The following is a 15,315-nucleotide window of genomic DNA, read 5'->3' as shown; positions in this document are numbered from 1 at the left end:
CAGGCCGGCGGGTCAGTCCTGCCTCGTCGCCTCGACGAGGCTGCGGGGGCGCAGGTCGGTCCAGTGGGTCTCCACGTACTCCAGGCACGCCTCCCGCGTCTCCTCACCGAACACCACCCGCCACCCGGCGGGCACCTCGGCGAACGAGGGCCACAGGGAGTGCTGCTCCTCGTCGTTGACCAGCACCAGGAATCGGCCGTCCCGGTCCTCGAACGGGTTCGTGCTCATGCGTTGCTCCTCACTTCGGTGTGCAGAATGCGGACCAGCTCGTCCGCCATGGACTGGATCGTGGCCCGGTCGAACAGGTCGGTCGCGTACTCCAGCAGGCACTCCACCGGACCGTCGCCGCGCGGCTCGAAGAAGCTCAGCGTCAGGTCGGCGTTGAGCGCACCCGTCGGCACGTGCTCGAAGGCGAGCTCGCCGGTGTCGGCCTGCTCGTGATGGACGATCATCACCTGCGGCGCCCGCAGGCCCAGTGCCCTGGCCACCCGGTCGAACGGCACGTCCTGCCGGTCGAGCGCGGCCAGGTCGGTCTCCCTCACCCGGGCGAGCAGCTCGCGGAAGGCCGGCTGGCCGGAGGTGTCGGTGCGCAGCACCACGGTGTTGAACAAGCAGCCGACCAGGCCGGTCAGCTCCTCCTCGGTACGGCCCGCGACCAGCGAGGCGATCGGCAGGTCGGTGCCCGCCCCCCGCCGGGTGAGCAGCGTCGCGAACGCCGCGTGGAGCACCATGAACATGCTGGTGCCGCTCTCGGCGGCGACCGCGTCGATGGCCGCGTGCAGGCCGGCGTCGAGCGTGACGCCGACGTGGTCGCCCCGCACCCCCTCACCGGCCCGGTCGTACGGCAGCGCGACGGCGCGCGGCATGCCGTCCAGGGCCTGCCGCCAGTGCTCGATCTGGGCGCCGTCGGTCACCTCGTGCGCCCACCGCGTGTAGTCGGCGTAGCCGACCGGCAGCGGCTCCCACGCCGGGGCGGCGCCGCGCCGCCGGGCCGCGTAGGCGGCGGCGAAGTCGCGCAGGAGCGGCACCACCGACCACTCGTCGACGGCGAGGTAGTGCATGGTCAGCAGCAGCGCCCGCGCGCCCGAGCGGTCGGTGAGCAGCCTGGCCCGCAGCGGCGCGCGCCCCTCCAGGTCGGCGGGTTCGCCCGCCAGCGCGTGCAGTCCCTCGTCCAGGTCGGGCACCTCGACGTGTTCCAGCCACTGCGCGGCCGGCACCTGGACGAGCCCGCCGTCCCCGCGGACGACGGCCGTGCGGAGCGGCTCGTGACGCGCCGCGACGTCGGCGAGCGCGGCGGCCGCGGCGCCTGGATCGGGGGAGCGGAGCGCGAAGGCCATGTCGTGCGGCCGCCCGGCCCCGGTCCTGGCGTGCTGCCACTCCTGGGGCGGCGCGGCGGGCAGCTCCCGCCGGCGCAGCCTGGCCCGCTCGCCGAGATCCCTCTCGTCGAGGCGGGCGGCCAGCTCGGCGACGGTGGGCGCGTCGAAGACGGCCCGCAGCGTGAGCCGGGCGTCCAGCGTCGTGCGGATCCTGCCGAGCAGCCGCATGGCCGACATCGAGTGGCCGCCGAGCTCGAAGAAGTTGTCGTGGACGCCGACCTGGGGCAGGCCCAGCACCTCCGCGAACAGCTCGGCGAGCGCGTGCTCCCGCCCGGTGCGCGGGCGGGCGGCGCCGGTCAGCGCCGACCAGTCGGGCGCCGGCAGCGCGGCCCGGTCCAGCTTGCCGTTGGGCGTCAGCGGCAGCGGCCGGTCGAGCACCACCACCGCGGACGGCACCATGGCCGCAGGCAGCAGCGCCGCGACGTGCGACCGCACCTGGGCGGGGTCGAGCGGGCCGCCCGCCGCGACCGCGTAGCCGACCAGGCGCGGCTCGGGACCGCTCGTGTCGGTGACGACGGCCGCCTGGGAGATCATCGGGTGCCTGGTCATCGCGCCGGCGATCTCTCCCGGCTCGATCCTGAACCCGCGGATCTTGACTTGGTCGTCCGCCCTGCCGAGGAAGTCGAGGTTGCCGTCGGCGCGCCAGCGGGCCCGGTCGCCGGTCCGGTACATCCTGGCGCCGGGCGGGCCGAACGGGCAGGCCACGAACCGCTCGGCGGTCAGGCCGTGCCGTCCGAGATAGCCGCGCGCCAGCCCGCGCCCGGCGATGTAGAGCTCGCCGGCCACCCCAGGCGGCACCGGGCGCAGGCGCTCGTCGAGCACGTAGGCGCGGGTGTTGGGGTCGGGCACGCCGATCGGCACCGCTCCCGCCCAGCCCGGTTCGGCCGCCCACAGCGTGGAGTTCACCGTCGCCTCGGTCAGCCCGTAGGCGGCCAGCAGGCGCAGCCGGCCCGCCCAGCGCTCGATCACGTCCGGCGGGACCGTCTCGGTGCCGACCAGCACCGTGCAGCCCTCGGGCGGCTCGCAGCCGGCCGGCAGCGCCGCCACCAGCGACGGCGGCAGGATCGCGTGGGTGATCCCGTGCTCGGTCATGAAGCCGGTCAGCTCGTGGCCTGGCACCCTGGCCGCGTCGGGGACGAGCACGAGGCTGCCGCCGTGGCACAGCGCCATGCTCAGCTCGAAGGCGGTGACGTCGAACCCGGTCGAGGCGAAGTGCAGCACCCTGCTGTCGGGGGTGAGCCCCATCCGGTCGACGGCCGTGGCGACCAGGCTGCCGATCCCCTCGTGCGTGACCACCACGCCCTTGGGGCGTCCCGTCGAGCCGGAGGTGTAGATGACGTAGGCCGCCTGGTCGAGCGCCACCTCCGGGTAGGCGGGCGCCCGCCACGGCCCGTCGGGCGCGTCGTCGAGCAGCAGCACGTCCAGGCCCTCGACGGGCTGCGCGGCCACGACCACCTTCGCCCCCGAGTCGCCGACCATGTACGCCAGGCGGTCGGCGGGGTGGGCCAGGTCGAGGGGCAGGAACGCGGCACCGAGCTTGAGCGCGCCGAGCATCACCGCCACCATGTCCACCGAGCGCGGCAGGGCCACGCCGACCACGCTCTCCTCCCGCACGCCGTGACGGGCGAGCATCGCCGCCATCCGGTCGGACAGGGCGTCCAGCTCCGCGTAGCCGACCGAGCGGTCCCCCTCGACCACCGCCACGGCGCCGGGGCGTTCGGCGACCCTGCGCAGGAACATGCCGTGCAGGGTCTGCTCGGCCACCTCGCGGTCGGTCGCGTTGAAGCCGGTGACGACCAGCTCCCGCTCCCGCGGGGTGAGCACGTCGATGTCGGCGACCCTGACCGACGGGTCGGCGGCGACCGTCCCGACCAGCCCGGCGAGCCGCGCCCCCATGGCCGCCACCGTGGACCGGTCGAACAGGTCGGCGCGGTACTCGACGACGCAGGAGATCGCCTCGTCCTCGACGAAGCTGAACACCAGGTCGAACTTGGCGGTGCTCGCGGACACCGGCGCGGGCAGCACCTCCAGGCCCGCCAGCGCGAAGTCGTCGGCGCCGCGGTTGCGGTAGCCGACCATCACCTGGAACAGCGGGTTGCGGCCGGGCGAGCGGACCGGGTTGAGCTCCTCCACGACCGCCTCGAACGGCACGTCCTGGTGGGAGAAGGCGGCCAGGGCCTGCTCCCTGACCCGCGCGACCAGCTCGGCGAAGGTCGGGTCGCCCGACACGTCGGCGCGCAGCACGAGCGTGTTGACGAAGAAGCCCACCAGGTCGTCCAGCGCCTCGTCGGCGCGGCCCGAGACCGGCACGCCGAGCGGCAGGTCGGCACCGGCGCCGAGGCGGTGCAGCAGGGCCGCGACCGCCGCGTGGCAGACCATGAACATGCTCGCGCCCGAGTGCTGGGCCAGCCGCCGCAGCCGCCGGCTGTCCTCGGCACCGAACTCGACCCGCAGCTCGCCGCCCGCGGCGGCCGGCCGCGCGGGGTGCGGCCGGTCGGTGGGCAGCTCCAGCCGCTCGGGGGCGCCGCGCAGCGTCTCGGCCCAGAAGGCCAGCTGGCGGGCGGCCACGCTGTCCGGGTCGGTCCCCTCGCCGAGCAGCCGCCGCTGCCAGAGCGTGTAGTCGACGTACTGCACGGGCAGCGGCTCCCACGCGGGCGCCCCGCCCCCGCGGCGGGCGGCGTAGGCGGCCGACAGGTCACGCAGGAACGGGCCGTCCGACCACTCGTCGGTCGTGATGTGGTGCAGCAGCAGCGCCACCACGTGATCGCGCGCGCCCAGCCGGACCACGGTGGCCCGTAGCGGCAGCTCGGCGGCCAGGTCGAACGGCCGGGCGACGACCGATTCCAGCGTCGGCTCCAGCGTCGCCGCCGTGGCCTCGACCACCTCGACGACGGGGACCGCCTCGGCCGCCGGCACCACCCGCTGGAAGGGGCGGCCCTCCCGCTCGACGATCAGCGTGCGCAGCGCCTCGTGCCGGGCCGCCAGATCGGCCAGCGCGGCCCGCAACGCCTCGACGTCGAGCTCGCCGCGCAGCCGCATCACCAGCGGGAAGTTGTAGAGCGCCGACGGCCCTTCCAGCTGCTCGATCAACCAGAGCCGGCGCTGCGCGAACGACAGCGGCGGCTCGGCGGGCCGGTCGGCCGCAGCCGTCAGGGCGGGCCTGGCGTCCTGCCCGCCGACCCTGGCGGCCAGCTCGGCCACGGTCGGCGCCTCGAACAGGTCGCGGATCGCCAGCTCGGCGCCGAGGGCCGCGCGCGCCCTGCTGACCAGGCGGGTGGCCAGCAGCGAGTGGCCGCCCAGGTCGAAGAAGTCGTCGTCGATCCCGACGCCCGTCACGCCCAGCAGGTCGCCGAACAGCTCGCACAGCACCCGTTCGCGCGCCGTGCGGGGCGGGCGGCTCTCCTGACCGCCGCTGAGGGCGGGCGCGGGCAGCGCGCGCACGTCCAGCTTGCCGTTCACGGTGAGCGGAAGCCGGTCCACCGCGACGAGCGCGGCGGGCACCATGTAGCCGGGCAGCCGCTCCTTCAGCGCCGCCCGCACCACCGCGAGGTCCGCGCCCTCAGCTCGCGGCACGACGTAGCCGAGCAGCCGGCCGCCGTCGGCGACGACCGCCGCGTGGGAGACCAGCGGGTGCTCCTCCATCGCCGCCGCGACCTCGCTCGGCTCCACCCGGTAGCCGCGGATCTTCACCTGGTCGTCGGTGCGGCCGAGGAAGTCGATGACGCCGTCGGGACGCTGCCGTACCAGGTCGCCCGTGCGGTACATCCGCTCACCCGGCGCGCCGAACGGGTCGGCGACGAAGGCCGCGGCGGTCAGTCCCGGCCTGCGGTGGTAGCCGCGGGCCAGGCCCACGCCCGCGATGTACAGCTCGCCCGGCGTGCCGGGCGGCACCGGGCGCAGCGCCGCGTCGAGCACGTACGCCGTCGTGTTCCAGATCGGCCTGCCCACGGCGGGTGTCGCGCTGTCGTCCGTGGACGCCCCGAGCGTGTTGATCGTGTACTCGGTGGGCCCGTACAGGTTGTAGCCGACGGTGCCCTCGCTGTCGCGCAACGCCGTCCACACCGTCTCGGAGACGGCCTCGCCGCCCAGCAGCACCAGCGGCGGCCGATGGCCGTCGAGCAGGCCCTGCTCGATCAGGTGGTGGGCGTAGGTGGGCGTGACGTTCACGACGTCGACGCGCTGCCTGTCGCAGTAGGCCACCAGGGCCTCGGCGTCGCGGCGCAGGTTCTCGTCGCAGACGTGGACCTCGTGCCCCTCCACCAGCCACAGCAGCTCCTCCCACGACATGTCGAAGGCGAAGGAGACGGTGTGGGCGATGCGCAGCCGCCTGCCGCCCGCGGCGGCGACGGCCGGCCCGAAGATGGCCTCACGATGGTTGAACTGCATGTTCGTCAGGCCGCGGTACGGCGTGACGACGCCCTTCGGCCTGCCGGTCGACCCGGAGGTGTAGATGACGTAGGCGGGATGCTCCAGCCGGTACGGCAGGCCGCGGGCGAAGCCGGGCCGCTCGGCGTCGGACGGCACGCCCGCCGGCAGCGCGGCCAGCCGGGCGGCGGTCGCCGGGTCGTCGAGCAGCACGCGCGGCACCCCGGTCTCGGGCAGCGCCACCGATCCCGTGGTCACCACGCAGACGGGCGAGGTGTCCTCCAGCATGAAGGCCAGCCGCTCCGCCGGGTACTCCAGATCCAGCGGGAGGTAGGCCGCGCCGGTCTGCAGCACGGCGAACAACGCCGCCACCATGTCGGCCGAGCGCGGCAGCGCCAGCGCGACCACCCGCTCCGGCGCCGCGCCGTGCTCCAGCAGCAGCCTGGCCAGCCTGTTGACGCGGGCGTCGAGCTCGGCGTAGGTCCAGCGTTCGGCGCCGAAGACGAGCGCCACCTCGCCGGGGGTGCGCGCGGCCTGCTCCGACAGCAGCTCGGCCACCGTCACCGGGGGCAGCGGCCGGGCCGGTGCCGCCTGCCGCCGCTCGCCCTCCAGCAGCAGGTCCACGGTGCCGACCAGCGCCCGCGGCGCCGCCACCAGGCGCCCGAGCACGGTGGTGAACCGGTCGAGCACCCGGCCGGCCTCGGCGCCGCCGACCACGTCGGGGCGGTACGACAGCGTCACGCGCAGGCGGGCGCCCTGGGTCACGATGAGCGTCAGCGGGTAGTGCGTGGCGTCGACCGCCGACACGTTCACGATCCCGTGCCGGCCGGTGAACTCCGCCATCCGCTCCTGCCCACCCGCCTCGCGCAGCACGAAGAGGGTGTCGAAGAGCCGCCGGTGGCCGCTCTCCCGCTGCAGCTCGCCCAACCCGACGTGCTCGTACGGCATCAGCGCCACGCGCTCGTCCTGCACCCGCCGCGCCAGCTCGAGCACCTGCTCGCGCGGGTCGAACCCGATCCGCACCGGCACCGTGTTGAGGAACATCCCGATGACGTTCTCCACGTCGGGCACCGCCACCGGCCGGCCGGCCACCGCCGCGCCGAACACCACGTCGTCGCGGCCGACCGTGGCCGCGAGCACCAGTCCCCAGGCGAGGTTGAGCAGCGTGTTGAGCGTCAGTCCCGTCTCGCGGGCCAGCGCGCGCAGGCCCTCGCCCAGCTCGGCGGGCAGTACGACGTCGAGGTTCACCGGGATCTCCGGGCGCAGGCCGTCGTCGGCCGGCCGTACCAGCGTCGGCTCCTCCAGCCCCGACAGCGCCGCGCGCCAGGCGGTCAGCGCCTCGCCTGCGGGCTGCGTGGTCAGCCAGGCCAGGTAGTCGCGGTAGGTGCCGGCGGCGGGCGCCGCCGCGGCGTCGCCGAGGAGCTGTTCGAGCACCAGCCATCCCGACCAGCCGTCCCACAGGATCAGGTGGTGGCTCAGCACCAGCAGGTCGCGCTCGCCGAGGCGGATCAGCAGCAACCGCATGAGCGGCGGGGCGGCCAGGTCGAACCGGGTGGTCCTGTCCTCGGCCAGCAGTTCGGCGACCATCCGGTCGCGCTCCTCGCGCGGCAGCGCCGACAGGTCGATCTCGCGCAGCGGCGGCTCCACTCCGGCGCCGATGAACTGCACGGGACGCGACAGCCCTTCGGCGGTGAAGCCCGCCCGCAGGCTCGGGTTGCGGGCCAGCATCGCCGCGCACGCCGCGCGCAGCCGGTCGGCGTCGACGGGCCGCGCGAACTCGAAGACGTCCTGCGAGGTGTAGACGTCGACGGCGGCGGTGTCGTAGCTGGAGTGGAAGTGGATGCCCTCCTGCAGGGGCGACAGCGGCCAGACGTCCTCGACCGGGACGGGGCAGACGCGCCGCACGCTCTCGTGCTCCTCGGCGGTCAGCGTGATCAGCTCGGCCGCCCCGTGCTCCTCCGCGGTGGCTTTCATGGTGGCCTCCATGGTGGCCTCCATGGTGGCCTCCGCGCTGGCCGCCAGCGCGGCGGGCGTCCGGCAGGCGAAGACGTCCCTGGGGCTGACCGCCAGGCCCGCCTTCCTGGCCCGGCCGGAGACGGCGATCGAGGCGATGCTGTCACCGCCGAGGGCGAAGAAGTCGTCGTCGAGGCCCGCCTCGGTGCCGAGCACGGCGGTGAAGATGTCGCAGAACAGCCGTTCCCGCTCGGTCCGCGGTGCCCGCACGGCCCGCGGCGCCACCTCGGGAACGGGCAGGGCGCCGCGGTCCACCTTGCCGTTCAGCGTCAGCGGCAGCCGCTCCAGCGTCACCACCGCGCTCGGCACCATCGGCGGGGGCAGCGCGGCGGCCAGCGCGGCGCGCAACCCCGCCCCGTCGAGGCGGGCGCCCCGCTCGGGGACGGCGTAGCCGACCAGGCGGGTGGCGCCGCCGTGGTCGCGGGCGACGACCACGGCCTGCGCGACGCCGTCCAGGGCCGCCAGGCGCGCCTCGACCTCGCCGAGCTCGACGCGGTTGCCGTGGATCTTGACCTGGTGGTCGGTCCTGCCGGTGTACTCCAGGGCGCCGTCGGGGCGCAGCCGCACCAGGTCGCCCGTGCGGTACATGCGCGTTCCGGGCGGGCCGAACGGGTCGGCGACGAACCGCTCGGCGGTAAGCGCCGTCCTGCCGTGGTAGCCGAGGGCGAGCTGCGCGCCGCTGATGTAGAGCTCGCCTTCGGTCGCCGGGCGCAGGCAGACGTCCAGGACGTACAGCCCGGTGTTCCAGACCGGCCCGCCGATCGGCACGGCCGCGTCGCGGTCTGTGCCGCGGTCTGTGCCGCGGTCTGTGCCGCGGTCTGTGCCGCGGTCTGTGCCGCGGTCTGTGCCGCGGTCTGTGCCGCCGTCTGTGCCGCTGTCTGTGCCGCCGTTCGCGTCGCCGTCCGTGCCGCCACCTTCGTCGCCGTCCCACCAGGTGACCTGGACGGTCGCCTCGGTGGGCCCGTAGCAGTTGTCGACGGGGACGCCGGTCAGCTCCCGCCAGCGGCGGGCCAACCCGGCGGTCAGCGCCTCGGCGCCGCCGAAGACCCTGCGCAGGCTCGCCGCCCAGCCCGGATCCCGCGTGACCTCGTCGGTGGACAGGAAGGCCCTCATCATCGAGGGCACGATGTCGAGGACGGTCACCCCGTGGTCCCTGACGAGCCCGGCCAGGTAGGCCGGATCGACGTGCCCGCCGGGCTCGGCCAGCACCACGGCGGCGCCGGAGCACAGGGGCCAGAAGATCTGCCACACCGAGGCGTCGAAGCTCGCCGACGCCTGCTGCAGCATCCGGTCGGTGCCGTCCATGGCGAACAGGTCCTGGGCCCACGCCAGGTGGCCGACGATGGCGCGGTGCGTGACCACCACGCCCTTGGGCCGGCCCGTCGAGCCCGAGGTGTAGATGAGGTAGGCGGGGTCGTCCGGCGCGGGAGCGCGAAGCGGGCCCCCACCGCCCTCGGGACCGCCCTCGACGCCGCCGGTGCCGCTCCGGGCGCCGCTCTCGGTGCCGCTCGAGGGGTCGCTCAAAAGATCGCTCGCGGGGCCGCTCAAAGGGCCGCTCAAAAGATCGCTCGCAGCGCCGCCGATCAGGACACGCTCCACCCCCTCGTGCTCGGGGAAGGACCCGTCGGTGACCACCACGCGGGCGCCGCAGTCGGCCAGCATGTACGCCAGCCGCTCGGCCGGATGCTCGAGGTCCAGCGGCACGTAGGCCGCGCCCGCCTGTAGCACGCCGAGCACGGCGGCCGGCAGGTCGGGCGAGCGGGGCAGCGCCACGGCGACGAACCCGCCCGGACCGACGCCGCGTCGCGCCAGCCGTACGGCGAGCGCCTGCGCCCTGCGGTCCAGCTCGGCGTAGGAGACCTCCTCCTCGCCGAAGATCACCGCGGTGGCGTCGGGCGTCGTGGCCGCCTGGGCGGCGAACGCGGCGGCCAGCGTCGTGGGCGGTACCTCACGCGGCCCGCCCAGCAGGCGCGCCTGCTCGAGCTCGACCAGGTCGAGCCGCCCCACCGGGCGCTCGCCGGCGGCGACCAGCTCCTCCAGCAGGTGCCGCAGCGCCCGCGCCACCCGCGCGGCGGCGCTCGCGCCGATGGAGTGGTCGAGCCTGAAGGTGATCCGGCGTCCCGGCACGACGGTCAGCGACAGCGGGTAGTGGGAGCCGTCACGGACGTCCACGCCCGCGATCGCTCCCATGTCGCCCTCGACGGGATAGTTCTCGACCGCCACCAGCGTGTCGAACAGGGTGCCGAACCCGGTGATCCGCTGGATGTCGGCCAGGCCGAGGTGCTGGTGGTCCAGCAGCCGCGCCTGCGCGTCCTGGAGCCCGGCCAGCAGGTCGGCCGGACGGTCGCCGGGGCGCCAGGCCAGCCGTACGGGGATGGTGTTGACCAGCAGGCCGACCATCGACTCCACGCCCTCGACGGCGGCCTGCCGGCCCGAGACGGTGCTGCCGAAGACGACGTCGTGGCGGCCGGTCAGCCGGCCCAGCAGCAGCCCCCACGCGCCCTGCACGAGCGTGCTCAGCGTCAGCCCGCGCGCCCGTGCCCAGCCGGCCAGGTCCGCGCCGGCCTCGAAGGTGATCTGGCCGGGCGCGCCGGCCTGGTACCGCGGGCCGAGCAGTGTCGGCTCGTCGAGCCCCTCCAACGCCCGACGCCAGGCCCGTCCCGCCGCCTCGTCGTCGCGGTCGCGCAGCCAGGTGAAGTAGTCGCGGTAGGGGGTGACCTCGCCGAGGCGTTCGCCCAGCAGCTCACGCAGCATGATCGGCACCGACCAGCCGTCGGCGACCAGGTGGTGCAGGGTCAGCACCAGCGTCCGCCCGTTGACCAGGGCGGACCTGAGCAGCGGCGGCGCGGCCAGGTCGAAGGGCCTGGCCCGCTCCCGCGCGGCGATCTCGTCGACGTCGGCGCCGGTGACCTCCGCCCACGGGACCGCCACCCGGCCGGCCACGTACTGCACGACCCTGCCGTCGGCGCGCTGCAGGAACCCGGCGCGCAGCGGCGCGTGCCGGTCCACCAGGCGTTCCACCCGGCGGCGCAGCGTGGCGGGGTCGACGGGTCCGGCCAGCTCGACGACCTGCTGCACGGTGTAGACGTCGGGGTCGGACAGCGAGTGGAAGTACAGGCCCTGCTGGAGCGGCGTCACCGGCAGGACGTCCTCCAGGTCGCGGGGCAGCGCGTCGATCTCCTCCTGGTCGAGCGTGACCAGAGGGAAGTCGGACGGCGTGTGCCCGCCCGCCGCCGGCCCGGCCACGTGGGCGGCGATCCCGCGCAGCGCCTCCAGCCAGGCCTCGGCCAGCTCCGCCACGTCGACCCGGTCGAGGACCCCTTCGGGCCACGACCAGGTGGCGCTCAGCTCGGGCCCGGACGCGCCGTCGCGGACGATCGCGTTGACCTCGAGGTGATGGGTCAGCGGCATGCCGGGGTCGCGCCCGGCCGACAGCGGCTCCGCCCCGGCGGCCGGCTCCCAGTCCGCGCCGCCGTCCGCCCTGAACCGGCCCAGGTAGTTGAACAGCACCTCCGGTGTCGGCAGGTCGCCCAGCGCGCCCCGCAGCAGCCCGAAACCGAGACCGGCCGACGGGACGGCGCGCAGTTGCTCCTTGACCCGCCCGAGCGCCCGGCCCACCCCCGGGCCGCCGGCGCGGAACTCCTCCCACGCCACGTCGCCGCCGTCGATCCTGACGGGGAACAGGCTGGTGAACCAGCCGACCGTGCGGGTCACGTCGGCATCGCCCGCCACCGCGTCCTGCTCCCGGCCGTGCCCCTCCAGGTCGACCAGCAGGCCGCCGGCGCCGTGACGGCGGGCGAAGGCCGCCGCGAGCGCGGTCAGCAGCACGTCGTTGACGGTGCCGTGGTAGGCGGCCGGGGCGTCGGTCAGCAGTGGCGTCGTCCCGTCGGGGGGCAGGACGACGGTCAGCCTACGCTCGCGCGCGGCCGTGTCGGTCGCGGGGTCGAGGGGCCGCAGCCCGAGCGACGGCACCGGCCCGGCGAGCGTCCGCCGCCAGACCTGCTGCTCCGCCTGCCGCGCGGGGGTCGGCGCGTCCTCGGCCAGCAGCCGCGACCAGCGCGCGAACGAGGTGCCGACCGGCGGCAGCTCGACCGGCTCGCCCGCGGACACCGCCCGCGCGGCCTGGGCCAGGTCGGACAGCAGGATGCGCCAGGAGACGCCGTCCACCACCAGGTGGTGCGCCACCAGCGACAGCCGCCTCTCGCCCGGCGACCACACCGCCTGCAGCATCACGCCCGCCGCCGGGTCCAGCCGGCCGACGGCGGCCTCGACCCCGTCGCCGGCCACCAGGCCGCCCGCCTGGACCGTGCCGGGCGGCGGCACCTCCATGTGCCAGCCGTCCTCACTGCGCAGCAGCCGGGCGCGCAGCATGCCGTGATGGTCGAGGACGGCCTGCAACGCCCCGGTGAGCAGGCCCTCGTCCAGATCGTCCGGCACGCGCACGGTCACCGACTGGTGGAAGCCGTCGATCGGCCCGCCCACCTCCCGCAGCCGGCGGACGATCGGCGTCTCCGGCACCAGGCCGACGCCCGCGTCATGAGCCTGCTCGGGTACGGCCTGGCCGCGCCCCCGCGCCAGCGCGGCGACGGTCCTGTGCTGGAAGACCTCCCGCGGCGTGATCGCGAGACCCGCCCGCCTGGCCTTGTTGACCAGCTGGATCGCGACGATGCTGTCGCCGCCGAGCTCGAAGAAGCTGTCGTGCGCGCCCACCGACGGCAGCCCGAGGACCTCGGCGAACAGCCCGGCCAGCACGCGCTCGGCGGGGGTTTCGGGGGCGGCGCCGCCCGCCTGCGCCGTCCACTCGGGCGCGGGCAGCGCCTTGCGGTCCAGCTTGCCGTTCGGCGTGAGCGGCAGCGGCCCGTCGAGCACCACGATCGTGCCGGGCACCATGTACTCCGGCAGCGCGCCGGCCGCCAGCCGCCGCAGGTCGGCGGGGTCGAGGCCGCCGTCGCCCGTCACGTAGCCGACCAGCCGCCTGACGCCCCGGTGGTCCTCGACGGCGGCGACCGCCGCCTGGGCGACCGCGGGGTGGCTCATCAGGACGCTCTCGACCTCGCCGGGCTCGATGCGGTACCCGCGGATCTTGATCTGGCCGTCCTCGCGGCCGAGGAAGTCGATGGTGCCGTCGGCGCGCCTGCGGGCCCGGTCGCCGGTGCGGTACATCCGCTCGCCCGGCGCGCCGAACGGGTCGGCGACGAACCGCTCGGCGGTCAGCCCCGGCCTGCCGAGATAGCCCCTGGCCAGGCCGAGGCCGCCGACGTACAGCTCGCCGGTGACGCCGGGCGGCACCGGGCGCAGCGCCGCGTCGAGGATGTGGCAGCGGGTCCCCGGGTCCGGCACGCCGATCGGCACGGGGCCCGACCAGTCGCGCTCGGCGAGCCAGAGCGTGGAGTTGACCGTGGCCTCGGTCAGGCCGTAGGCGGCCACGACCCGCATGCGCTCGCTCCAGCGGGCGACCAGCTCGGCGGGGACCGTCTCGGTGCCGACGACCAGCACGCCGCCCTCGGGCAGCGCGCACCCGGCTGGCAGCGCCGCCACCAGCGACGGCGGCAGGATCATGTGCGTGACCCGGTGCTCGGCCAGGTAGCCGGTCAGCTCCTCGCCGGCCACGCGCCGCTCGGACGGCACGACGACGACGGTGCCGCCCACGCACAGCGACATCACCAGGTCCCAGACGGCCACGTCGAAGCCCACGGAGGCGAACTGGGCGACCCTGCTGGAGGAGTCGACGCCGAGCCGTTCGACGGCGGTGGCGATGAGGGCGCCGACGCCCTCGTGGGAGAGCACGACGCCCTTCGGCCGGCCGGTCGAGCCGGACGTGTAGATGACGTAGGCGGCCCGGTGCAGCGCGCCCTCGGGCGGGTCGGTGTCGGCCGCCTGCGGGAGGGCGTCCAGAAGCAGGCGGGGCAGCTCCAGGTCGGCGGCGTGGCCCGAGACCGTGACGAGCAGGCGGGCACCGGCGTCGGCCACCATGAAGGCCAGCCGGTCGGCCGGATGGTCGGCGTCCAGCGGGAGGTAGGCGGCGCCCGCCTTCATGACGCCGAGCAGCGCCACGACCAGGTCGGCCGAGCGGGGCAGCGCCACCGCGACGACGTCCTCGGCGCCGACGCCCTGCGCGCGCAGCGTGTGGGCGAGCCGGTTGGCCCTGGCGTTCAGCTCGCCGTAGGTCAGCCGCTCCGACTCGCAGATCACGGCGAGCCTGCCGGGCGCGTGCGCGGCCTGCCGTTCGAACGCCGCCGTCCACGAGATCTCCGGCAGGTCGCCGGGCAGGGGGACGAACGGGGGCACGGGCGCCAGGTCGATGCCGCCGAGCGGCGTGTCGGGCCGCTCGGCCAGCGCCTCCAGCGTCAGCAGGAGGCGCCGCTCGTGCTCGGCCAGCGCCTCGGGGTCGCACACCGCGGCGTCGGCGTCGAGGTCGATCCGCAGCCCCTGGCCCGCGGGCCGGTCGTAGACGGCCACGGACAGGTCGCCGACCGGCCCGAGGGACAGGTGGTGGATGACGCAGTCGCCGTCGCCGAACCTGATCCCCTCGTGGTACGGCATGACGTTCACGGTGGGCCCGATCAGCGAGCGCAGCCCTTCGACGCGGCCCAGCTCCCTGGCCAGGTCCTCGCCCCGGTAGCGGGCGTGCGCGCCCAGCGACCTGACCTCCTCGGCCACGGCCGCGACCAGTTCGGCACCCGTGGTCCACGGGCTGACGGCGAGCCTGAGCGGCAGCACGTTGGACATCAGGGCGGGGGAGTCCTCGCCGTGGAGCCTGCCCGCGACGGGCAGGCCCAGCACCAGGTCGCGCTCGCCGCTCGCCCGGTGCAGGTAGGCGGCCACGGCCGCGATGGCCAGCCGCGACAGCCGGGTGCCCAGCGCGGCCGCCGCCGCGCGCAGCCCGTCGGAGCGCTCCGGCGACAGCTCCATCGTGCGGCGCAGGACGCCGCCGGCCTGGGCGGGCGGGCACTCCACCAGCCTGGCAGGCTCGTCGGGCAGGCCCGCCAACCTGCCGTGCCAGTACGCGGCGTCGGCCGCGTGCCCGGCTGAGGCTCGGTAGCCGGCGTCGGCCGCCACCAGCGCGGGCAGCGACCAGTCGACGCCGGTGTCGGGGCCGCCGCCGTACAGGGCGGCCACGCGCTGGATGAGGCGCAGCATCCCGGCCCCGTCGGTGACCAGGTGGTGGTACCGCTGGTACCACCACAGCCGGCCGTCGCCGAGCCTGAGCAGCGCGTGGGCGAACATCGGCCCGCGGGCCGGATCGACGGTCCGCGCGAGGTCGGCCGCCATCCACGCCCGCGCGTCCGCCTCCGCCAGGTCGAGGACCGGCAGCGGCCAGTCGCCCGCGGGCCTGGTGATCTGGACAGGGCCGGCCTCGTCCTGGGCGAACACCACGTGCAGGCTCTCCGCCTCGGTCACGGCCTGCCTGATCGCCCCGGCCAGCCGCGCCACGTCGGCCGCGAGCTCCACGTAGCCGCCGATGGTGTAGGCCGGGCTGTCCGGCGCTAACTGCTGGGCCAGCCAGATTCCGGTCTGGGCTCCGGTCAGCGGAAGTACGGACATCTGGCTGCCTTTCACG

The 15,315-nt window shown here is 75.5% G+C and carries 2 protein-coding genes; both read right to left on the bottom strand.

Annotated elements, in window-relative coordinates:
* Positions 1–12: 12 nt before the first annotated feature.
* Positions 13–228 (bottom strand): MbtH family protein, encoded by a 216-nt coding sequence (locus ABZX22_RS02170; RefSeq protein ID WP_354905160.1) that lies wholly within the window; start codon positions 226–228, stop codon positions 13–15.
* Entirely contained in the window at positions 225–15,299 is a 15,075-nt protein-coding gene (locus ABZX22_RS02165; protein ID WP_354905158.1) for an amino acid adenylation domain-containing protein, read from the bottom strand. Before ABZX22_RS02165 ends, ABZX22_RS02170 begins: the two co-directional genes overlap by 4 nt.
* Between the last annotated feature and the right edge of the window lie 16 nt (positions 15,300–15,315).

Source organism: Nonomuraea sp. NPDC003804, assembly GCF_040610675.1.
Taxonomy (GTDB): domain Bacteria; phylum Actinomycetota; class Actinomycetes; order Streptosporangiales; family Streptosporangiaceae; genus Nonomuraea.
This window is presented reverse-complemented; position numbering and strand designations above follow the sequence as displayed.